Origin of the sequence: Pontibacter chinhatensis, assembly GCF_900113285.1 — a bacterium.
Taxonomy (GTDB): domain Bacteria; phylum Bacteroidota; class Bacteroidia; order Cytophagales; family Hymenobacteraceae; genus Pontibacter; species Pontibacter chinhatensis.
In genome coordinates this window covers 342295-364754 of the sequence record NZ_FOOT01000004.1, presented here as the reverse complement: position 1 = coordinate 364754, position 22460 = coordinate 342295, and the positions used below count along the sequence as shown (strand labels likewise).

The 22460-nt window shown below is 49.1% G+C and carries 19 protein-coding genes and 4 tRNA genes; 19 read left to right on the top strand and 4 right to left on the bottom strand.

What is annotated here, in order from left to right:
• The first annotated feature begins 100 nt into the window (after positions 1 to 100).
• Positions 101 to 874 carry a glycosyltransferase family 2 protein gene (locus BM040_RS13695; protein ID WP_092102423.1) on the top strand — a complete coding sequence of 258 codons (774 nt, stop codon included), beginning with the start codon at positions 101 to 103 and terminating at the stop codon, positions 872 to 874.
• Positions 875 to 888: 14 nt separating this feature from the next.
• On the opposite strand, the gene BM040_RS13690 is transcribed toward BM040_RS13695, so the two are convergent.
• Positions 889 to 1983 (bottom strand): glycosyltransferase family 4 protein, encoded by a 1095-nt coding sequence (locus tag BM040_RS13690; RefSeq protein ID WP_092102420.1) that lies wholly within the window; start codon positions 1981 to 1983, stop codon positions 889 to 891.
• Positions 1984 to 2282: 299 nt separating this feature from the next.
• Between BM040_RS13690 and BM040_RS13685 the strand changes: the two genes are divergently transcribed.
• Genes BM040_RS13685 through nadD form a run of 4 tightly spaced genes read left to right on the top strand, consistent with a single transcriptional unit; the run spans position 2283 to position 4343 of the window.
• Positions 2283 to 2876 (top strand): sigma-70 family RNA polymerase sigma factor, encoded by a 594-nt coding sequence (locus tag BM040_RS13685; protein WP_046310151.1) that lies wholly within the window; start codon positions 2283 to 2285, stop codon positions 2874 to 2876.
• 25 nt (positions 2877 to 2901) lie between these two features.
• Positions 2902 to 3183 (top strand): zf-HC2 domain-containing protein, encoded by a 282-nt coding sequence (locus BM040_RS13680; RefSeq protein WP_092102418.1) that lies wholly within the window; start codon positions 2902 to 2904, stop codon positions 3181 to 3183.
• Positions 3184 to 3189: 6 nt separating this feature from the next.
• Positions 3190 to 3774, top strand: coding sequence for a guanylate kinase (gmk, locus tag BM040_RS13675; protein WP_092102415.1), 585 nt, complete (start codon positions 3190 to 3192; stop codon positions 3772 to 3774).
• Positions 3771 to 4343: a nicotinate (nicotinamide) nucleotide adenylyltransferase gene (gene nadD, locus BM040_RS13670; protein WP_092102412.1), complete on the top strand. Its 573-nt coding sequence runs from the start codon at positions 3771 to 3773 to the stop codon at positions 4341 to 4343. The genes gmk and nadD overlap by 4 nt, the downstream gene beginning before the upstream one ends.
• A gap of 136 nt (positions 4344 to 4479) precedes the next feature.
• On the opposite strand, the gene frr is transcribed toward nadD, so the two are convergent.
• The 3 genes from frr to BM040_RS13655 all read right to left on the bottom strand — a co-directional run bounded on the left by frr (position 4480) and on the right by BM040_RS13655 (position 6454).
• A complete protein-coding gene (gene frr, locus BM040_RS13665) occupies positions 4480 to 5043 on the bottom strand; it encodes a ribosome recycling factor (RefSeq protein ID WP_092102409.1) in 564 nt (187 codons plus the stop codon).
• A 49-nt stretch (positions 5044 to 5092) separates the two neighbouring features.
• Positions 5093 to 5869 carry a UMP kinase gene (gene pyrH / locus BM040_RS13660; protein WP_092102406.1) on the bottom strand — a complete coding sequence of 259 codons (777 nt, stop codon included), beginning with the start codon at positions 5867 to 5869 and terminating at the stop codon, positions 5093 to 5095.
• 84 nt (positions 5870 to 5953) lie between these two features.
• Entirely contained in the window at positions 5954 to 6454 is a 501-nt protein-coding gene (locus BM040_RS13655; protein ID WP_092102402.1) for an acyl-CoA carboxylase biotin carboxyl carrier protein subunit, read from the bottom strand.
• An 87-nt stretch (positions 6455 to 6541) separates the two neighbouring features.
• On the opposite strand from BM040_RS13655, the gene BM040_RS13650 reads away from it, so the two are divergent.
• From BM040_RS13650 to rpoC, 14 genes are all read left to right on the top strand, one after another.
• A complete protein-coding gene (locus BM040_RS13650; protein ID WP_092102399.1) occupies positions 6542 to 9085 on the top strand; it encodes a M1 family metallopeptidase in 2544 nt (847 codons plus the stop codon).
• A 149-nt stretch (positions 9086 to 9234) separates the two neighbouring features.
• Positions 9235 to 9318, top strand: a tRNA-Tyr gene (locus tag BM040_RS13645).
• An 84-nt stretch (positions 9319 to 9402) separates the two neighbouring features.
• Positions 9403 to 9475, top strand: a tRNA-Gly gene (locus tag BM040_RS13640).
• A gap of 111 nt (positions 9476 to 9586) precedes the next feature.
• Positions 9587 to 9658, top strand: a tRNA-Thr gene (locus BM040_RS13635).
• Between the two features lie 73 nt (positions 9659 to 9731).
• Positions 9732 to 10919 carry an elongation factor Tu gene (gene tuf, locus BM040_RS13630; protein WP_092102396.1) on the top strand — a complete coding sequence of 396 codons (1188 nt, stop codon included), beginning with the start codon at positions 9732 to 9734 and terminating at the stop codon, positions 10917 to 10919.
• Between the two features lie 108 nt (positions 10920 to 11027).
• Positions 11028 to 11100 (top strand) — tRNA-Trp (locus tag BM040_RS13625).
• Positions 11101 to 11128: 28 nt separating this feature from the next.
• Positions 11129 to 11320, top strand: a complete 192-nt coding sequence (gene secE / locus BM040_RS13620) for a preprotein translocase subunit SecE (RefSeq protein WP_092102393.1) — start codon at positions 11129 to 11131, stop codon at positions 11318 to 11320.
• An 11-nt stretch (positions 11321 to 11331) separates the two neighbouring features.
• Positions 11332 to 11892, top strand: a complete 561-nt coding sequence (gene nusG / locus BM040_RS13615) for a transcription termination/antitermination protein NusG (RefSeq protein WP_092102390.1) — start codon at positions 11332 to 11334, stop codon at positions 11890 to 11892.
• A gap of 13 nt (positions 11893 to 11905) precedes the next feature.
• Positions 11906 to 12349, top strand: a complete 444-nt coding sequence (rplK, locus tag BM040_RS13610; protein ID WP_092102387.1) for a 50S ribosomal protein L11 — start codon at positions 11906 to 11908, stop codon at positions 12347 to 12349.
• 13 nt (positions 12350 to 12362) lie between these two features.
• Positions 12363 to 13055: a 50S ribosomal protein L1 gene (gene rplA, locus BM040_RS13605; protein ID WP_092102384.1), complete on the top strand. Its 693-nt coding sequence runs from the start codon at positions 12363 to 12365 to the stop codon at positions 13053 to 13055.
• A 4-nt stretch (positions 13056 to 13059) separates the two neighbouring features.
• Complete coding sequence (gene rplJ / locus BM040_RS13600; protein ID WP_092102381.1) at positions 13060 to 13584, top strand: 50S ribosomal protein L10; 525 nt, start codon at positions 13060 to 13062, stop codon at positions 13582 to 13584.
• 42 nt (positions 13585 to 13626) lie between these two features.
• Complete coding sequence (gene rplL / locus BM040_RS13595) at positions 13627 to 14007, top strand: 50S ribosomal protein L7/L12 (protein ID WP_092102378.1); 381 nt, start codon at positions 13627 to 13629, stop codon at positions 14005 to 14007.
• A gap of 160 nt (positions 14008 to 14167) precedes the next feature.
• Positions 14168 to 18040, top strand: coding sequence for a DNA-directed RNA polymerase subunit beta (rpoB, locus tag BM040_RS13590; RefSeq protein ID WP_092102375.1), 3873 nt, complete (start codon positions 14168 to 14170; stop codon positions 18038 to 18040).
• Positions 18041 to 18143: 103 nt separating this feature from the next.
• Positions 18144 to 22460 carry a DNA-directed RNA polymerase subunit beta' gene (gene rpoC / locus BM040_RS13585; RefSeq protein ID WP_092102372.1) on the top strand — a complete coding sequence of 1439 codons (4317 nt, stop codon included), beginning with the start codon at positions 18144 to 18146 and terminating at the stop codon, positions 22458 to 22460.

Here is a 22460-nt window from a genome sequence, read left to right as displayed (position 1 = left end):
GTAACTCAGGATTTTAGAATACCTTTGAGGGTTAAATTTGCCGTAGCCAAACCGGCTAAAGCATAAACGTATAGATTACCGATTTTTTTGAAGTCGCCTTATGCCAGTCAAACTTTCTGTTGTTGTCATCACTTATAACGAGGAGCGCAATATCGCCCGTTGCCTGGAGTCTGTAAAGCAGGTGGCAGATGAGCTAGTGGTGGTGGACTCTTACTCCACCGACCGCACCAGGGAGATTTGCCTGAGCTACGGGGCCAGGTTTATGGAGCATCCGTTTGAAGGGCACATCGAGCAGAAGAATTACGCCTTAACCCAGGCTACTTTTCAGCATGTGCTGTCGCTGGACGCGGATGAGGCCCTTTCGCCGGAGTTGGAGCAGGCGGTGCTGGCGGCAAAAAACAACTGGCAGTCCGACGCCTATAGTATGAACCGGCTCACCAACTACTGCGGCAAGTGGATCCACCACTCCGGCTGGTACCCCGATACCAAAGTCCGCCTGTTCGACCGCAGCAAGGCCGTATGGGGCGGCGAGAACCCGCATGACAAAATTATCCTGAGCCAGGGGGCTACCCTGCAGCACCTGCGCGGCGACCTGCTGCACTATTCCTACTATACCGTCACGCAGCACCTGGGGCAGATCAACAAGTTTACCGATGCCTCGTCCAAGGCGCTGATCCGCGACGGGAAAACGGTGTCGCTGCCCATGGTCATTCTCAAGCCTCTTTTCCGCTTTTTCAGGGCTTATATTCTCAAGCGCGGCTTCCTCGATGGCCCGGAAGGGTTCATCATCTCGGTGTCGTCGGCCGAGTCGGTATACTATAAATACCTGAAGCTATACATGCACAACAGGCAGCAGAAGCGGAGGGAAGTATAACCCGGTTTTATACTTTATACTTTGCCGAGCACTTCCTGGTAAATGGCCAGCGTGCGCCGTGCCGTGTTTTGCTTGGAGAACTCCTGCAGCAGCCTAGAGGCGCCTTCGATGAGCTGCTGCCGCTTCTGCTCGTTGGTGAGGACCTCGTGTACTTTTTGGGCCAGCTCGGCAGGGGCCTTTACCGGCGCCAGCAGGCCTGTAACCCCATCCCGCACAATTTCCGGAATGCCGCCGGCCCTAGTGGCCACTACCGGCACCCGGCAGGCAAAGGCGTCCAGAATGGTAGTGCCCAGCCCTTCGGTTTCAGAAGTAACCAGCATCACATCCAGTTCAGGCATACTCTCAGGTATGTCTTTCCGGAAACCGGTGAAGATAACCCGGTCCTGCAGGTTTTTGTGGCGGGCGTAGGATTCGATGTCCTGGCGCAGCGGGCCATCGCCGATGATAAAGAACCGGGCCTCAGGGTGCTGCAGCAGCACTAGTTCGGCCGTGTCGATGAAAGTATAATAGTCCTTGTGCGGGGCAATGGCCGATATGTTGCCAATGAGCGGAGCTTCCGGCGGTAGGTTAAACTCGCGGTGCAGCTTGCCTGTTTTGGCGCTACCGGCAAAGCGGCTCAGGTCTATGCCGCTGTACACGGTGATGCAAAGCTCCGGCCGATCCAGGCTCTGCGACACCACCTCCTTGATCTTGTCAGACACGCACACCACGCGCTGGATACCCTTGTAATTGTACTTCAGGCGGGAGAGCAGGTTGTTCTTAACCGGAAAATCAACGCGCCTGCTAAGTATAATGGGCAGGGTATTGCCCAGCGCATGCGACAGCACGCTGATGGCGTGGGCGTGGCCGCTGTGCACATGCATCAGCTCCAGTTTGTGCTGTCGGGAGTAAGCTTTTACACGAAGCGCGGTCACCACATCGAACTCGTTGGCAAAGGGCAGGGCCGCGTGCGGGATGCGTTGCCGCAGGCAATATTCATGGAAGGCAGAACCTTTGCGGCAGGCCACATAATTGCTTACCCCCAGTTGCTGCAGTTCCGCTATCAGGTAGGCCACCTGCTGCTCGCCGCCTCTCCATGTTTTCTCTGATACAAGGTGTAGTACGCGCATGTGCTTTGCTTATTTATTGTGTAGCGGGTTTGTGGCTACAAAAGTAGTATAAAGTAGGCAGCCCGGCGAAGTTATACGGAAATAGTACCCAAACCCTATCTTATAAAACGTATACACGTAAAAGCACTAACGATACCGGCTTTTTTCTGCCTGCATTGGTGCAATAGGGCAAAGGTGCCGTTCCTGTGCCCCGCTCCGGTGCAACCCTAAGGCGGCAAGCAGGGTATGTAATTAAAATTCCTATATTTGCGTTTACGCGCGATGGAGGGCTTCACAAGGTACAAAATCCACTTAAGTAGATGAGCGATCAAACAGGTAAACAACTGAGTAAGGAGGAAAAGGACGCACGGTTCGAGGCCGAGCTGTTGCCCGTGCTCGATCCCCTGTACAATTTTGCCTACAGGCTCACCTTAGACGAAGACGACGCCAACGATTTGGTGCAGGAGACATATCTGAAGGCTTATCGCTTTTTCGACTATTTCGAGCAAGGAACTAATGCAAAAGCATGGCTGTTCCGAATCCTGAAGAACTCTTTCATTAACGAGTTCCGGAAAAAGAGCAAGCAACCCGCCAAGGTAGATTACAGCGAGGTAGAGGGGTATTACAACACCGACGACGTAGAAGGCGAGAGCGGGGTGGCCACCACCACCGACATGCGCACCGAAAGTGTGCAGGACTTGATTGGGGATGAAGTAGCCAGCGCCCTGAACGCACTTCCCGTAGACTTCAGAACCGTTATCATACTTTGCGACCTGGAAGGCTTTACCTACGAGGAGATGGCCAAGATACTGGACATCCCGATAGGCACTGTACGCTCCAGGCTGCACCGGGCCCGGAACTCTTTGAAAGAGAAGTTGGAAAAATATGCGAAAAGCATGGGATATAACAGTTAAAGACACTTAAAGAGTTTGAGCAAAGATGGAATCTAAATTTACAGAAGCGTATCCGAAAACGCCTGACGCAACCAGGGAGGAAGAATGTTTGCGGGTATCCGACATGTTGGACCTGATGATAGACGGGGAGGCCTCCACAGACGAGCAACAATACTTTAACAAGCACATCGAGGAGTGCGTCAGCTGCTTTGAGAACCATCAGAAGCAAAAGCTCTTGAAAGGGCTGGTATCTGGCCACCTGAAGCGCGTGATTGTACCACATAGCCTGGTGCAGTCAATAAAAGCGAGAATCCAAGAAACGTTATAACCCCTAATGCAAGGCAAGATTATTATCTTCTCGGCGCCGTCCGGCGCCGGCAAAACCACTATTGTAAAGCATCTGCTCGGCGTAAACCCTAACCTGAGCTTCTCTATTTCGGCCTGCACCCGCGACAAGCGCGGCCGCTCCGAGGAAAACGGCAAAGACTACTACTTCATCACCCCCGAGGATTTCAAGAAAAAAATCGAGAACGACGAGTTTGTGGAGTGGGAGGAAGTATATGAGGGCGCTTTTTACGGTACGCTTAAGTCTGAGATTGAGCGCATCTGGAAGAGCGGCAAGCATGTAATACTGGACGTAGATGTTAAAGGAGGATTAAGTATAAAGCAATTTTACAAAGAGAGAGCACTGGCGGTGTTCGTAAAGCCGCCTTCCATTGACGAGCTGGCCAAGCGCCTGACTGCCCGCAACACCGACTCGGCTTCGAGCATCAGCAGCCGCGTGTTTAAGGCCAAGTTCGAGCTTAGCTTTGAGGACAAGTTCGATAAGGTAATCGTGAACGACGACCTGCCGAAAGCCTGCGCCGAAGCCGAAAAACTAGTGAATGATTTCCTGAAGTCTGAGCCTGCGATAGTATGAAGGTAGGGCTGCTGTTTGGGTCCTTTAATCCCATCCACATCGGGCACCTTATACTTGCCAACTTTATGGCCACCAACACCGACCTGGACACGGTGTGGCTGGTGGTGTCGCCGCAGAACCCGTTTAAGCCCAGCAACACGCTGCTGCACGAGTTCGACCGGCTGCACATGGTAAGTCTGGCCATTGCGGATAACCCAAACCTGGGGGTGTCGAACATCGAGTTCAGCATGCCCAAGCCCAGCTATACAATTGACACGCTGACGTACCTGCAGGAAAAATACCCCAGCTATGAGTTTGTGCTGATTATGGGGGAGGACAACCTGCCGCTCTTCCCGAAATGGAAGAACTACGAAAGCATCCTGGCCTATCACAAAGTATACGTGTACCCGCGCACCGGCTCCGTCACCACCGACTTGCCTGAAATGCCCGGCTTAACCTTTATCAAGGCGCCTATACTGGATATTTCCGCTACCTTTATCCGGCAGTGCATCCGGGAGGAGAAAAGTATAAAGTACATGGTGCCCGACGTGGTGGCAGAGTACATCCAGGTGCACAAGTTGTATCAGTAGCAATTACGAATCACGTAGCACGAAGAACTACATCAGGATCTAAAGCTGAGCTATAAAAAAAGAGGCCCCGCGAAACTATCGCGGGGCCTCTTTTTTGTAGTCGTGATACTTGATACGTGTTACGTGATTCGCACAATTAAACCGTCATAATCTCGGCCTCTTTCTTAGAGAGCAGCTCGTCGATTTTTACGATGTAGGCATCTGTCAGCTTCTGCACGCGGCCTTCAGCGTCACGCACAGCGTCTTCGGCGGTGCCTTCTTTCTGCAGCTTTCTCAGCGAGTCGTTCACATCTTTACGGATGTTGCGGATGGCTACTTTGCCGGACTCCGTTTCGTTTTTCACCTGCTTTACCAGTTCGCGGCGGCGCTCCTCCGTCAGGGCCGGGATGTTCAGGCGCACGGCGTCTGCTTCCTGCTGCGGGTTCAGGCCCAGGTCGCTGTTCTTGATGGCTTTGTTGATCTCGCCCAGCATGTTTTTCTCCCAGGGCTTGATGAGCAGTGTACGGGCATCTGTTGCCGAAATGTTTGCCACCTGGGAAATAGGGGTAGGGGTGCCGTAGTAGTCCACACGCAGGTGCTCCACCATGGCAGGAGATGCCTTGCCGGCTCTGATCTTGGATAGCTGCTGGCCAGTGTGCTGCACTGCCTTCTGCATAGACTCTTCTGCCTCGCTTAGGTAAAACTGAATTTCTTCCGTCATATCGGTTTACTTATTGAGTTCTAAAAAATTTAGGACAAAAATAATAAAATTAAATTTTATCTGTTTTTTGGGCGGGCTGTATCTGGTCTACCGTCTGCTTCAGTGTCTCGCCAAGGTCCTCCATACTTACCAGGGTGCCCACTTCCTCGCCCTGTATCAGGCGCTTCAGGTTGCCGGGCGTGTTCATGTCAAACACAATAATCGGCAGTCCGTTTTCTTTGCAAAGCGTGAAGGCGGTCATGTCCATTACGTTCAGGCCCTTCTCAAAAACATCTTTAAACGAAATGTTTCTGTAGAACACGGCATTCGGGTCTTTCTCTGGGTCGGCAGAGTAGATGCCATCCACACGGGTACCCTTCAATACAACGTCTGCCTCTATCTCAATGGCCCTGAGGGATGCGGCAGAGTCGGTGGTGAAGTATGGGTTGCCGGTGCCGGCGCCAAAAATCACTACGCGGCCCTTCTCGAGGTGACGTACGGCGCGGCGGCGGATGTAAGGCTCGCATACTTGCTGGATGTTGATGCCAGAGAGCAGGCGGGTGTAAACCCCCAGCTTCTCCAGGGCACTTTGCAGGGCCATGCTGTTGATAACAGTTGCCAGCATACCCATGTAGTCGCCCTGCACGCGGTCCAGGCCTACTTGCTCGGCTTGCACGCCCCGGAAGATGTTGCCCCCGCCAATCACCACGGCCACCTCTACACCCAGGTCGGTCACTTCTCTAATCTCTTTGGCATACTGCAGCAGCCTGTTGGAGTCGATGCCATACTGCTGTTCGCCCATCAGCGCCTCGCCACTCAGCTTCAGCAAAATTCGTTTATACTTCACGGTAAACTATCTGTATAGGTTATGGATTCGTTATACACAACAAAGCGGCCACCGGGGCAGCCGCTTGTGCTAACATAAATTTCTTTACTGAAACAGGATCAGGACTTGGTTTTTCTCCACATTCTGCCTCACCTGCACTTTCACTTCCTTCACTACTCCGTCCCCCGGCGACTTCAGAATGTTTTCCATCTTCATCGCCTCCAGGATCATGATTGGGTCGCCTTTCTTCACCTCCTGGCCCGGCTGCACCTTCACCTCAAGTATAAGACCTGGCATGGGCGCTTTTACGTCGTTCACTTTGTGGGAGTTGGCGTTGCTCATGCCCAGCTGGTCCAGCAGCAGGTCAAAGCGGTCTTTTACGCTCACCGTCTGCACGGCCCCGTTTATCTTAAACGTGAAGGTCTTGTCCTGGTAATTGGCCGAAACCACCTCCGCGGTAAAGGAACGCGCGCCTTTAATGATATGAAACGTATGGGGGCCGATGGGGGAAATATCCCAATCAAAAGGTGAGTTATTGAGAAGAATAGTATCTTTCTGGATATCAACCTGCCATGTTTTGCCGTTACCGGTTTTTACCTGGAGCATCTTCTTTTCGTGTGGTTTTCGACCTTAAAGTTAGTGTTTTCTCAGAGTATTTTAGAACTTGACCTTAAATTTTAAAACTTTCAGCCCATGAACCATAGGTTTCTGAGTATAGTTGGACTTGCTGCTGCCATGGCCTTTGCCGGAGGTTGCAACATCAACAAACCTGTACTGGATACAAAGCCTCAAGCCGCTGCTGCAGCCAAAGCCTCGCCCTCGGCAGGTACTGAGCCGGTATGGGCGCCTAAGAAACACAGCTTTAACCCTTCCCGCACCCGCGAGCACGACCTGCTGCACACTACCCTCCGCATCAGCTTTAACTGGGAGAAACAATACCTGCACGGCTTGGCCGAACTCACGCTGAAACCATACTTCTATCCTCAGCGCCAACTGGTGCTCGACGCCAAAGGCATGGATATCCACAGTGTGCACCTGATGGAAGGCTATGATGGCAAGGAACTGAAGCATACGTACGATGGGCTGAAGCTTACCGTGGACCTGGGCAAGGAGTATACCCGCGACGAGAAGTATAAACTAGAAATTGACTACACGGCCAAGCCAAACGAGTATGCCTCCAGCGGCTCCGACGCCATCACCGACGACAAGGGTTTATACTTTATCAACCCGCTTGGCACCGAGCCTAACAAGCCCCGGCAAATCTGGACGCAGGGCGAGACAGAGGCAAACTCCGTCTGGTTCCCCACCATCGACGCGCCGAACGAGCGCATGACGCAGGATATCTACATCACCATCGACCCGGAGTTCACCACGCTCTCCAATGGCACATTCATATACTCCCGCCAGAATGCCGATGGTACCAAAACCGACTACTGGAAACAGGAAGAGCCGCACGCGCCCTACCTGGCCATGCTGGCCATTGGCGAGTATGTCGTGGTAGAAGACAGCTGGCGCGAACTGGAGGTGAACTACTATGTGGAGCCAGCCTATGAGAAAACCGCTAAGAAGATTTTCGGCAATACGCCTGAGATGCTGGAGTTCTTCACCACCAAGCTCGGAGTAGATTACCCTTGGGCGAAGTATTCTCAGGTAGTGGTGCGCGACTTCGTTTCCGGGGCAATGGAGAACACCTCGGCCTCCACGTTTATGGAGGACCTGCAGCTGAACGAACGCGAACTGCTGGATAAAAGCTGGGACGGTATCATTGCCCACGAGTTATTCCACCAGTGGTTTGGCAACCTGGTCACCACAGAGTCATGGGCCAACCTGCCCCTGAACGAGGCCTTTGCCAATTATTCTGAGTACTTGTGGGCAGAGTATAAGTATGGCCCGGACGAGGCAGCCTACCTGCACTTGGGGGAGTTGGAGCAATACCTGGATGAGGCAGAGACGAAGCGGGAGCCGCTGATCCGCTATTACTACAACGACCGGGAAGACATGTTCGACAGCCATTCCTACGCCAAAGGAGGAAGGGTGCTGCACATGCTGCGCAAGCTTGTGGGCGATGAGGCCTGGTGGGCATCGCTCAACTTATACTTAACGCGCAACAAGTATAGCGACGTGGAGGTGGCCGAGCTGCGTATGGCCTTTGAGGATGTGACCGGCCAGGACTTGATGTGGTTCTTTGACCAATGGTTTATGAAGCCGGGCCACCCGGAGCTGATTGTAACCCAGCGCTACAGCAAAGGACAGTTACAGCTACAGGTGCAGCAGGTGCAGGACAGTACCTACATGCCCGTCTACCGCCTGCCGGTGCAGGTGGCTATCTGGTCCGACGGTAAAAAGCAGGTACACCCGGTTGTCATCGACAAAGCCCAGCAGGTTTTTTCGTTTGAGGCGCCTACACAACCGCAACTGGTCTTGTTTGATGCAGAGCAGCAGTTGCTGGCCACAGTAGAGCATGAGAAAACCGAGGACGAACTGCTGTTCCAGTTCCGCCACGCAGGGCAGTTGGCGTCGAAGCTGGAGGCGCTACAAGAGTTGCAAGACCAGGCGGCCCGGGCGCAGGTGCAAGGCATGTATAAAGAAGCCTTGCAGGATGCACACTGGTCGGTGCGGAGTACGGCATTGGGTATACTTAGCCGCCTGAAAGAAGGCCAGGTTTCGACGCTGGAGCCACTAATCAGGCAAATGGCGGTAAAGGATAAGAAGAGCGCAGTGCGTGCCGAGGCCTTGCTTGCATTGGCAGGATGGGGTGGACCCAGGTACCAGAGCCTGTATAACCAGGCGATGAATGACAGCTCGTACCAGGTGGCTGCTGCTGCGTTGCTGGCCTATGCCGGCACAGGCGCTGGCGATGCCAGCCAGAAAATGACGCAGTTCGAGAAGGAGGACAGCGAAGAGGTAGCTTTAGCATTGGCAACTGTGTATGCAGTGCAGGCCGGACCTGAGAAGTATGACTGGTTTATGGAAAAGCTGCATAAGGCCAGCAACAATCAGCTATACTATTTGCTGCAGAGCTTTGGCGCTTACCTGGCCAGCAATCCTGAGACGAATACCCCAGAGGTGATCACATTTTTGGGCGAGCTTGCCAAGAGCCACCGCTTGTATTATGTGCGAGCAGCTGCTTATCAAACACTTATGGTGATGTCGGATAAGCCTGAGGTAGAAACCCTGATGCAGCAGATAAAGGCAAACGAGAAAGACGAGCGCCTGCTGCAAATGTATGGCATGTAGGGGTGAAGAAATTTTTTCGCATTTTTTTGTCCGAATATTTGACTTGAAACAAAAAGGGCTTAATTTTGCATCTCCTTAGAACAAGCAGCGCGGCGAAAGCGGCGAAAATCTAAGGGTAGTTCTGCTGATTTAATGTAGAAATTAGTTTCGGGGAGATTCCAGAGCGGCCAAATGGGACGGACTGTAACTCCGTTGTTGTAATGACTTCGCAGGTTCGAATCCTGCTCTCCCCACAAGATAATGAGTAAATAGCTGAAGGTTTGGATAAGTGAATATGTATTCAGTCGTTCGGTTGTTTGTCATTCTAAATCAAAAAAGCGGGAGTAGCTCAGTTGGTAGAGCGATAGCCTTCCAAGCTATAGGCCGCGAGTTCGAACCTCGTCTCCCGCTCTTTATTGTCAGGAAATATTTATTACCAAGGACTGGAGGAGGAAATTCATGCAGATGAGCTTCCTTTTTAGTGTAAATAGGGATGTTGTTTTCTGATGAGCTCTAGTATAAGCCGACGTAGCTCAGGGGTAGAGTACTTCCTTGGTAAGGAAGGGGTCGTGGGTTCAATTCCCATCGTTGGCTCAGAGTCCGTTACGTGTAATATTAAAAGCGCGACAGATACTTAAACGTTTTAACCTTAATTTAATATCATACAATGGCTAAAGAAACATTTGACCGTTCCAAACCGCACGTAAATATCGGTACTATCGGTCACGTTGACCACGGCAAAACTACTTTGACGGCAGCTATTTCTACAGTGCTGGCAAACAAAGGTCTTGCTCAGATGCGTGACTTCTCTTCAATTGACAACGCTCCTGAAGAAAAAGAAAGAGGTATTACTATCAATACATCTCACGTAGAGTATGCTACTGAGAATCGTCACTACGCGCACGTTGACTGCCCTGGTCACGCTGACTATGTGAAGAACATGGTTACTGGTGCTGCTCAGATGGACGGTGCTATCCTTGTGGTGGCTGCTACAGATGGTCCTATGCCACAAACTCGTGAGCACATCCTTCTTGCTCGTCAGGTAGGTGTACCTCAGCTGGTAGTGTTCATGAACAAAGTAGACATGGTGGATGATCCAGAGCTTCTTGAGCTGGTTGAAATGGAAATCCGCGAGCTGCTTTCTTTCTACGACTTCGACGGTGACAATATTCCAGTTATCCAAGGTTCAGCTCTTGGTGGCCTGAACGGTGATCCGAAGTGGGTTGCTACTATCGAGAAACTGATGGACGCTGTTGACAACTGGATTCCACTTCCAGAGCGTCTGGTAGACCTTCCATTCCTGATGCCGGTTGAGGACGTGTTCTCTATCACAGGTCGTGGTACTGTTGCTACTGGCCGTATCGAGCGTGGCGTAATCAACTCTGGTGATCCAGTTGAGATCCTGGGTATGGGTGCTGAGAACCTGAAGTCTACAGTTACTGGTGTGGAGATGTTCCGCAAAATCCTTGACAGAGGTGAAGCTGGTGACAACGTAGGTCTGCTGCTGCGTGGTATCGAGAAAACTGATATCCGTCGTGGTATGGTTATCTGTAAGCCAGGTTCAGTTAAGCCTCACACTAAATTCAAAGCTGAGGTTTACGTACTTTCTAAAGAAGAAGGTGGCCGTCATACTCCATTCTTCAACAAATACCGTCCACAGTTCTACTTCAGAACCACAGACGTAACTGGCGAGATTATGCTGCCAGAAGGTGTAGAAATGGTTATGCCAGGTGATAACATCACTATCGAGGTTAACCTTATCAACGCTGTTGCAATGGAGAAAGGCCTTCGTTTCGCTATCCGTGAGGGTGGTAGAACAGTAGGTGCCGGTCAGGTAACTGAAATCCTTGACTAATATTATGTTGCAAACCCGGTCTTAAAAGTTTTTTTAGGATCGGGTTTGTTTTCATAAAACTTATGAATAAATTTGCACTCCAATAAAAAAATTGGCGTGCATTTTTTTACGGGTGTAGCTCAATTGGTAGAGTAGCGGTCTCCAAAACCGTTGGCTGGGAGTTCGAGTCTCTCCACCCGTGCAATTTTCACTATCTGGTAATCAAAGCCATGAGCAATATAAGAACCTATATCAACGACACTGTAGAAGAGATGAAGAACAAGGTCTCCTGGCCTTCATACGCGGAGTTGCAAAATAGCTCAGTGTTGGTGTTGATCGGTTCTTTGATTTTTGCCTTGATAGTAGGTGTTATGGACTTTGGGTTCGACACTGTATTGTCGTGGTTTTACAACCAGTTTTAAATTAGAGATGCATGGCTGATTTAAAGTGGTATGTAGTGCGCGCCGTTAGTGGGCAGGAGAAGAAAGCGAAGTCTTACCTTGAAAACGAGATAATGCGCCACGGTCTTCAGGATTATGTGCCTCAGGTGCTAATCCCTGCAGAGAAAGTGTACGAAATGCGTGGCGGAAAGAAGAGAATCAGAGAGCGTAGCTTTTTCCCAGGTTATGTTCTTGTTCATGCGGATCTTTCCCATGGTGAGGCCGAGCACATTATCATCAGCACTCCTGGTGTAATCGGTTTCCTGGGAACAGATGAGAAAGGCTCTCCAAGCAAGAAGCCAGTTCCACTTCGCCAATCCGAGGTAAATAGAATACTAGGTACTGTGGATGAGGCAGAAGAGCAGGCGGAAGTGCTGGATACTCCATTTGTGGTAGGAGAGATTGTGAAAGTAATGGATGGTCCGTTCAGCGGTTTCTCGGGCACTGTAGAAGAGGTGTTTGAAGAGCGTAAGAAACTCAACGTGATGGTGAAAATCTTTGGAAGAAATACACCGGTTGAGCTGAACTACATGCAAGTAGAAAAAGAATCCTAGTAAATACATATTAATGGCAAAGGAAATTAAAGGTTATCTGAAACTTCAGATAAAGGGAGGTGCAGCGAATCCATCGCCACCGGTTGGACCTGCACTTGGTTCAAAAGGTCTTAACATCATGGAGTTCTGTAAGCAGTTTAATGCTAGAACACAGGATAAGGCTGGCCAAGTGTTACCAGTTTTGATTACAATGTATGCAGACAAGTCTTTTGACTTCGTTGTTAAGACTCCTCCTGCTCCAGTGATGCTGATGGATGCTGCTAAAGTTAAAGGCGGATCCAAAGAGCCTAACCGTAACAAGGTGGGTTCGGTAACATGGGATCAGGTAAGAGAGATCGCCGAGACGAAGATGCCTGACCTGAATGCTTTCAAACTGGAGTCAGCCATGAAAATGGTAGCAGGTACAGCAAGAAGCATGGGTATTACAGTTTCTGGCACAGCTCCGTGGAGCGAATAACATTTGAAGGAAAATGGCGAAAATTTCAAAAAATAGAAAAGCGGCTTTAGCCAAAGCCGATCTAACGAAAGAGTATTCTCTAACAGATGCAGCCGCAGTTGTAAAGGAAATCACCTTTACAAAGTTTGATGCCTCTGTGGATATTGATGTACGTTTAGGCGTGGACCCGCGTAAAGCCGACCAAATGGTGCGTGGTATCGTTACACTGCCTCACGGAACTGGTAAAGAAGTAAAGGTGCTTGCGTTGGTTACCCCTGATAAAGAGCAGGAAGCTAAGGATGCAGGTGCTGACTACGTAGGTCTTGATGACTATATCCAAAAAATCGAAAAGGGCTGGACAGATGTAGATGTGATTATCACTATGCCTGCAGTTATGGCCAAAGTAGGTCGTTTGGGTAGAATCTTGGGTCCTCGTAACCTGATGCCAAACCCTAAGTCGGGCACCGTTACACAGGACGTAGCAAAAGCTGTAAGAGAGGTAAAAGCGGGTAAAATCGACTTTAAAGTTGACAAAACCGGTATCATTCACACCAGCGTTGGTAAAGTTTCCTTCACTGCAGAGCAGCTTGCTGCAAACGCAAATGAGGTTATACAGACACTGAACCGTCTGAAGCCATCCTCAGCTAAAGGCACTTACATCAAGAGCATCACATTGTCCAGCACAATGAGCCCGGGGGTAATCGTTGACAAGAACGCAACTATCTAAGAAAATGACCAGGGAAGAAAAAGAGATAATTGTTAAAGACCTGAGCGAGAAGTTAGCAAACACCAACTACTTCTATATTACTGATGCATCTACCATGAGTGTAGCTGGCATCAACGCGTTCAGAAGAATGGCATTCGATCGTGGTATCGAATATAAAGTGTACAAAAATACACTTATCAAGAAAGCGCTAGATACTTTAGAAGCTGATACTTCTGCGCTTGAGGATGTTTTAAAGGGCGCTTCCGGTATCCTGTTCTCGCAAGAGTCAGGCAATGCACCAGCAAAACTGATCCAAGACTTCAGAAAGAAAGGCAATACGCTCCCTCTGCTGAAAGGTGCTTTTATCGACAGTGGTATTTTCATTGGCGAAGAGCAGCTTAAGACGCTATCCGAGATTAAGTCTAAGGATGAGCTTATTGGCGAAATTATCGGCCTTCTTCAGTCGCCTGCTAAGAATGTGGTTTCTGCCCTTCAGAGCAGCGGCGGTAAGCTAGCGGGTATCTTGAAAACATTATCAGAAAAAGAATAATTTAAAAACGTAATCAATAAGTAACTTTTAATTTCTATAAAAATGGCAGATTTGAAAGCATTCGCTGAGCAGTTAGTAAACTTGACTGTTAAAGAAGTTAACGAACTAGCTACTATTCTTAAGGATGAGTATGGCATTGAGCCTGCTGCTGCTGCTCCAGTGATGGTTGCTGGTGGTGGTGCTGCTGAAGGAGGAGCTGCTGCAGAAGAGAAAACTTCTTTTGACGTAATCCTTAAGTCAGCTGGTGCTCAGAAACTAGCAGTAGTTAAGCTTGTAAAAGAGCTTACTGGTCTTGGCCTGAAAGAGGCAAAAGAGCTGGTTGACGGTGCTCCGAAAACACTGAAAGAAGGTGTAGCGAAAGACGAAGCAGATTCACTGAAGAAGTCTCTAGAAGAAGCTGGTGCTGAAGTGGAGGTAAAATAATCTCGCTTTATCAACATACCAAGAACAGGTAGACCTGGCAAATTCGTCAGGTCTTTTCCTGTTTGTATACAGATTCAAGGTAATTGAATCTTTTTTTTGCCCACAGCTGTTTTGGACTCTGTGTGCTTGAAACTGATTATAAACGTAAAATTCCAAAGCTTTGGCTAAGAATAAGACGACAGAGAGAATCAATTTTGCCTCTATCAGGCCCGTGATTGACTACCCTGACTTCCTAGATGTGCAGGTGAAATCATTCCAGGATTTCTTTCAGCTGGAAACTCCGGCTGAAAATAGGGCGCAAGAAGGTCTGTTTAAGGTGTTTGCCGAGAACTTTCCTATCTCAGATTCACGCGAAAACTTCGTACTGGAGTTTATCGACTATCATATAGACCCTCCAAAATATTCTGTAGATGAATGCATCGACAGAGGACTAACTTACTCTGTTCCGCTTAAAGCAAAACTTCGCTTGATCTGTAATGATGAAGATAACGAAGATTTTGAAACAATAGAGCAGGAGGTATTCTTGGGCAACATCCCATACATGACAGAAAAGGGCTCCTTTGTGATCAATGGAGCTGAGCGTGTCATCGTATCTCAGTTGCACCGTTCTCCGGGCGTGTTCTTTGCGCAAAGCAAGCACACCAACGGTACAAAACTTTATTCTGCCAGAATTATTCCTTTCAAAGGATCTTGGGTTGAGTTTGCTACAGACGTTAACAACGTCATGTATGCATACATCGACCGTAAGAAGAAATTCCCGGTAACTACCTTGCTTCGCGCAATTGGCTATGGTACAGATAAGGATATTCTTGACTTGTTTGGCTTATCAGAAGAGGTGCCAGCAGATAAGAATACGCTGAAAAATTCCATTGGCCGCAGGCTGGCTGCCCGTGTTCTCAGAACCTGGACAGAGGACTTTGTAGATGAAGATACAGGCGAGGTAGTTTCAATCGATCGTAACGAAGTGCTTCTGGAGCGTGACTCAGAAATCACTCCGGATGATATAGATGTTATACTTGACTCAGGCGTGCAGTCAATTATCCTGCACCGCGAGAACGTCAACATCGCAGACTACGCCATTATCTATAACACGCTGCAGAAGGATAACTCTAACTCTGAGAAAGAAGCGGTTGAGCAAATCTATCGCCAGCTTCGTAACACAGAAGCTCCGGACGAGGAAACGGCACGTGACATTATTCAGAAGCTGTTCTTCTCAGACAAGCGTTACGATCTGGGTGAGGTAGGGCGCTACAGAATTAATAAGAAACTTGGCCTGGATACAAACTGGGATGCCAAGGTTCTGACAAATGAGGATATCGTACTGATCGTGAAGTACCTGATTGGTCTGATTAACTCTAAGGCTGTAGTGGATGATATTGACCACCTAAGCAACCGCCGTGTAAGAACAGTGGGAGAGCAGTTATATGCGCAGTTTGGAGTTGGTCTGGCTCGTATGGCCCGTACCATCAAAGAGCGTATGAACGTGCGCGACAATGAGGACTTCAAGCCAGTTGATCTGATCAACGCTCGTACCTTATCGTCTGTAATCAACTCGTTCTTCGGTACCAACCAGCTTTCTCAGTTCATGGACCAGACGAACCCGCTGGCAGAAGTAACGCACAAGCGTCGCGTTTCTGCTCTCGGACCAGGTGGTCTTTCCAGAGAGCGTGCCGGCTTCGAAGTGCGTGACGTTCACTACACGCACTATGGCCGTCTGTGTACCATCGAAACACCGGAAGGCCCGAACATCGGTCTGATATCATCGCTTTGCGTGCATGCCCGCGTTAACCACATGGGCTTCATCGAGACACCTTACCGTAAGGTGATTGAAGGTAAAGTGCAGGTAGATGGTACTGTTGAGTACCTGACGGCTGAAGAAGAAGATACGCATTACATTGCACAGGCCAATGCACTGATCGATGACGATGGTAACTTCGTAAATGACAGAGTGAAAGGCCGATTTGAAGGTGACTTCCCTGTGGAGGAGCCAACCAGATACACTTACATGGACATCGCGCCTAACCAGATTGTATCAGTTGCAGCCTCTCTGATTCCATTCCTGGAGCATGACGATGCTAACCGTGCCCTGATGGGGTCGAACATGCAACGTCAGGCTGTTCCTCTGCTGAAGCCGGAAGCTCCGATTGTAGGTACCGGTCTGGAAGGCAGAGCTGCCATTGACTCTAGAGCGCTTGTAGTAGCAGAAGGCGATGGTGTGATTGACTTTGTTGATGCGAATAAAATAGTGGTAAAATATGATCTGACAGATGAAGAGAAACTTGTTTCCTTCGATGCAGAGTATGTTACCTACAAGCTGGTTAAGTTCAGAAGAACAAACCAGGATACATGTATCAACCTGACTCCTATTGTTAAGACAGGGGAGCGTGTGACGAAAGGCCAGCCGCTGTGCGAAGGCTATGCTACCAATAATGGAGAGCTTGCCATCGGACGCAACATGCAAGTAGCGTTCATGCCTTGGCAAGGGTATAACTTCGAGGACGCGATTGTTATCTCTGAGCGTGTTGTTCGTGACGATATCTTTACTTCGATTCACATAGAGGAGTTCGAGCTGGAGGTTCGTGAGACGAAGCGTGGCGAAGAAGAGTTGACATCAGAAATTCCTAACGTAAGTGAGGAGGCGGTTCGCAACCTGGATGAGAATGGTATCATCAGAATTGGTGCTGAGGTAAAAGAAGGAGATATCTTGATCGGTAAAATCACACCGAAAGGAGAAACCGACCCAACACCGGAGGAGAAACTTCTGCGTGCCATCTTTGGGGATAAAGCCGGAGATGTGAAGGACGCTTCGCTTAAAGCACCGCCCTCACTGAATGGTGTAGTTATTGAAACCAAGCTGTTCTCTCGTCCTAAGAAGGATAAGAACCTGCGTGCGAAGTCCAAGAAAGAGGTTGAAGAACTTAAGGTGAAGTATGCCAGAGAGCTTACTGCCATTAAAAATGTGATGGTAGATAAGCTGGTTGCTCTGCTAGAGGGCAAAACTTCTCAGGGCATACGTCACAAGTTCGGTGACGAGATTCTCTCGAAAGGAGTGAAGTTCTCCCGTAAGAACATTACAGAAGCATTGTTCCCGGAGAAAAACCTCTATAAGGACGAGAGCAACTACGCTGTTCCGGAAGAGGTGAACATGTTCAAAGATCTGATTCTGGAGAACTGGACGACGGACGAAAACGCCAACAACATGCTGGTAGAGCTTGTTAAAAACTATAACAAGCGTCGCAATATAGTTTCCGCTCACTTTAAGCGCGAGCGTTTCACGCTGGAGGTTGGGGACGAATTGCCAGCAGGTATTGTTCAGCTTGCCAAAGTATACATCGCCAAGAAGCGTAAGCTGAAGGTTGGTGATAAGATGGCTGGCCGTCACGGTAACAAAGGTATCGTTGCTCGTATCGTACGCGATGAGGATATGCCATTCCTGGAAGACGGAACACCTATGGATATCGTGCTGAACCCACTAGGTGTACCATCGCGAATGAACATTGGCCAGATCTATGAGACTGTATTAGGCTGGGCAGGCTTGAAATTGGGCCGCAAGTATGCGACTCCAATCTTCGACGGTGCTACAGAAGAGCAGGTTTCAGCAGAATTGGCTGAGGCTGGCTTGCCACGCTTCGGACGTACCTACTTATATGATGGCTTGACTGGCGACAGATTCGACCAGCCAGTAACAGTAGGTGTTATCTACATGCTGAAACTGGGTCACTTGGTAGACGATAAGATGCACGCCCGTTCTATCGGACCATACTCGCTGATTACACAACAGCCACTGGGTGGTAAAGCCCAGTTCGGTGGCCAGCGTTTTGGTGAGATGGAGGTGTGGGCACTGGAGGCCTTCGGAGCTTCTAACGTACTGCAGGAGATTCTTACAGTGAAGTCAGACGATGTGATCGGCCGAGCGAAAGCCTACGAGGCAATCGTGAAGGGCGATGTGTTGCCAAAGCCGAATATACCGGAATCATTCAACGTATTAATTCACGAGTTAAGAGGCTTGGCCCTAGAGATTACACTGGAATAGAAAGTATAAATGCATAGCGCCTCGGCAAAATCGAAGGCGCTATGCATACTTATACTGATTAAGCTGTAAGGCATATTCATTGTATCGACATTATTCTAATAATATGGCATTTGCGAAAAACAAAAAGCTAACTCAGGACTTCTCTAAAGTTACGATCAGCTTGGCTTCACCAGAGTCAATCCTGGAGCGTTCTAATGGAGAGGTAACAAAGCCTGAGACAATTAACTATAGAACCTATAAGCCTGAAATGGGCGGCCTGTTCTGCGAGAGAATATTCGGCCCGGTGAAGGATTGGGAATGCCACTGCGGAAAGTATAAAAGAATTAGATATAAAGGCATTATCTGCGACCGTTGCGGCGTAGAGGTGACTGAGAAAAAAGTGCGCCGCGAGCGCATGGGGCACATCGAGCTGGTTGTTCCGGTAGCCCATATCTGGTACTTTAAGTCTCTTCCAAACAAAATAGGTTACCTGTTAGGGCTTCCAACCAAGAAGCTTGACCAGATTATCTATTATGAAAGATATGTAGTTATCCAGCCAGGTATACTTGCAGAAGACGGTGTGAACACACTTGACTTCCTGACAGAGGATGAGTACTTGGACATGGTGGATAAACTGCCACGCGAGAACCAAATTCTGGACAATAACGATCCAAACAAGTTTATCGCGAAAATGGGTGCTGAAGCCCTGCAGATGTTGCTGGAGCGTATCAACCTGGATGACCTTTCTTATGAACTGCGTCATGCTGCCGCGCATGAAACCTCACAGCAGCGTAAGGCTGAGGCCCTGAAGCGTCTGCGCGTAGTAGAGGCCTTCCGTGACGCTGTTACCAGAATTGAAAACAGACCAGAATGGATGATCATCCGTATGGTGCCTGTTATTCCGCCAGAACTTCGCCCTCTTGTTCCTTTGGATGGCGGACGTTTTGCGACGTCGGATTTGAATGACCTATACCGTCGTGTTATTATCCGTAACAACCGTCTGAAGCGACTGATTGAGATCAAAGCTCCTGAAGTTATCCTTCGTAACGAGAAGCGTATGCTGCAGGAAGCGGTAGACTCTCTGTTCGACAACTCACGTAAAGTGAACGCTGTTCGTGCAGAAGGTAACCGTGCGCTGAAATCGCTTTCCGACATGCTGAAAGGAAAGCAAGGACGTTTCCGCCAGAACCTGCTTGGTAAGCGTGTGGACTACTCCGGCCGTTCGGTAATTGTGGTTGGTCCAGAACTGAAGCTGCATGAGTGCGGTTTGCCTAAGAACATGGCTGCTGAGCTCTTCAAGCCGTTCATCATCCGCAAACTGATAGAAAGAGGTATAGTAAAGACTGTAAAATCAGCTAAGAAAATAGTAGACCGTAAGGACCCTGTTGTTTGGGATATCCTGGAGAACGTGCTGAAAGGCCATCCAGTGCTCCTGAACCGTGCCCCTACGCTCCACAGATTAGGTATCCAGGCATTCCAGCCAAAACTGATAGAAGGTAAAGCCATTCAGCTACATCCATTGGTGTGTACGGCATTCAACGCCGACTTTGACGGTGACCAGATGGCGGTGCACGTACCACTAGGACCTGCTGCCGTGCTGGAAGCCTCTATGCTGATGCTTGCTTCGCACAACATCCTGAACCCTGCAAACGGTGCTCCAATCGCGGTACCTTCTCAGGACATGGTGCTTGGCCTATACTATGTAACAAAAGGTAAGCGTAGCACAGAGACTGAAAAAATTGCCGGGGAAGGTATGAGCTTCTACTCTGCGGAAGAAGTTATCATTGCAATCAACGAAGGCAGGGTTTCAAAACATGCTTATATCAAGGTAAGGGCTACTGTTAAGAACGATAAAGACGAGCTGGAGACAAAACTGATCGAAACAGTTGCCGGTCGCGTATTATTTAACCAATTCGTTCCTGAAGAAGTTGGATACCTGGATGAGCTGCTGACCAAGAAGAAACTTCAGCAAGTAATCTCAAGAGTGTTCAAGGAAACAGGTATGGCCCGCACCGCCCAGTTCCTTGATGATATCAAAACCCTGGGTTTCCAGTCTGCCTATAAAGGCGGTCTGTCAATGGGTCTGGGTGATATCAACATTCCAGTTGAGAAAGAGCAACTTATTGAGCAGGCCAAGAAAGATGTAGATGCTGTATGGATGAACTACTCGATGGGTCTGATTACAGACAACGAGCGTTACAACCAGGTGATCGATATCTGGACCCGTATCAACAACCAAATTACCGAAACGTTGATGCGCCGTCTGGAGAATGACGATCAGGGCTTCAACTCCATCTACATGATGATGCACTCCGGTGCTCGTGGCTCGAGAGAGCAGATCCGTCAGCTGGGTGGTATGCGTGGTCTGATGGCGAAGCCTCAGAAATCACTGCAGGGTTCAGTTGGTGAAATTATCGAAAACCCAATCCTTTCAAACTTTAAGGAAGGTCTGGATGTAATCGAGTACTTCATCTCTACCCACGGTGCACGTAAAGGTCTTGCGGATACGGCCCTTAAAACTGCCGACGCGGGTTATCTAACACGTCGTCTGGTAGACGTATCACAGGACGTAATCGTGAACGAGGAAGACTGCGGTACACTACGAGGTCTGGAAGTAAGTGCACTGAAAGACAACGAAGATATTGTAGAGTCACTCTCAGAACGTATCCTGGGTAGGGTAGCTGTACACGATGTGTATGATCCTATCTCAAACGAGCTGTTAGTAGAATCCGGAACAGAGATTACAGAGGACATCGCACGCTCAATAGAGAATACTGCGATTGAATCCGTTGAGATACGCTCTGTGCTGACATGTGAGTCGAAGCGTGGTATCTGTGCCAAGTGCTACGGCCGAAACCTGGCAACAGGATTCATGGTGCAGAAGGGTGAGGCTGTTGGTGTAATTGCGGCGCAATCTATCGGTGAGCCTGGTACACAGCTGACACTCCGTACATTCCACGTAGGTGGTACAGCCTCTAACATTGCTGTAGACGCGACTATACTTGCCAAGTTCGGTGGTAGAGTTGAGTTTGAAGATGTAAGATCACTTGATACGGTAAATAACGAGGGCGAGCCTGTGAAAGTAGTAATGGGCCGTTCCGGTGAGGTGAAGGTAGTTGATCCGAACACAGGAAAACTCCTCATCAGCAACCACGTGCCTTACGGTTCATTCCTGCATGTAAATGAAGGACAGATTGTAGAGAAAGGCACTACGTTGTGTAACTGGGATCCATACAACGCGGTTATACTTTCTGAATTTGACGGTGAGATATCTTACGAGTCAATCATTGAAGGTATCACCTATCGTGAGGAGTCAGATGAGCAGACAGGATACCGTGAGAAGGTGATTATCGATACCAAAGATAAGACACAGAACCCGGCTGTTGTTGTTACTCCTAAGAGCGGAGATTCAAAAGGCTACAACATCCCAGTAGGTGCTCACTTAACAGTTGAGAACGGCGAGAAAATTAAAGCTGGTCAGATTCTGGCTAAAATTCCTCGTGCAATTGGTAAAACAAGGGACATTACCGGTGGTCTTCCACGAGTTACGGAACTCTTCGAGGCCCGCAACCCATCTAACCCGGCTGTAGTGTCTGAGATTGATGGTGTGGTAACCTACGGAAGCGTTAAGCGTGGTAACCGTGAAATCTTCATTGAGTCTAAGGACGGTGTGAAGAAGAAGTACATGGTGCCGCTGTCGAAGCACATCCTGGTACAGGACAATGACTTTGTTCGTGCAGGTATGCCATTATCAGATGGTGCTATTACGCCTACAGATATCCTGAATATTCAGGGACCTGGTGCTGTACAAGAATACCTGGTGAATGAAATTCAGGAGGTATATCGTCTGCAAGGTGTAAAAATTAACGACAAACACATTGAGGTAGTCGTGAGGCAGATGATGCAGAAAGTAGTGGTAGTTGACCCAGGTGATACGAGCTTCCTGGAGCACCAGACAGTAGACAAAGTTACTTTCATGGAAGAAAATGATAACATCATTGACATGAAAGTAGTGGAGGATGCGGGTGACTCAACGAACCTGAAGCCAGGGCAGATTATAACGCCACGCAGACTGCGTGATGAAAACTCAAGCCTGAAGCGCCGTGACCTGAAGTTAGTGACTGTACGTGACGCACAGCCAGCTGTATCTCGTCCAACACTGCAGGGTATCACACAGGCATCGTTGGGTACACAAAGCTTTATTTCAGCTGCCTCGTTCCAGGAAACTACTAAAGTACTGAGCGAAGCCGCTATCAGAGGTAAGGCGGATGAATTGCTTGGCCTGAAAGAAAACGTGATTGTAGGACACCTGATTCCGGCAGGTACAGGTCTGAGAGAGTATCAGAACCTGATAGTTGGAAGCAAGGAAGAATATGAGGCGTTGGTGGAGTCTAAAAAGACAACAACTAAGGCAAAGCAGCAGGAACTTCAAAACAGGTAG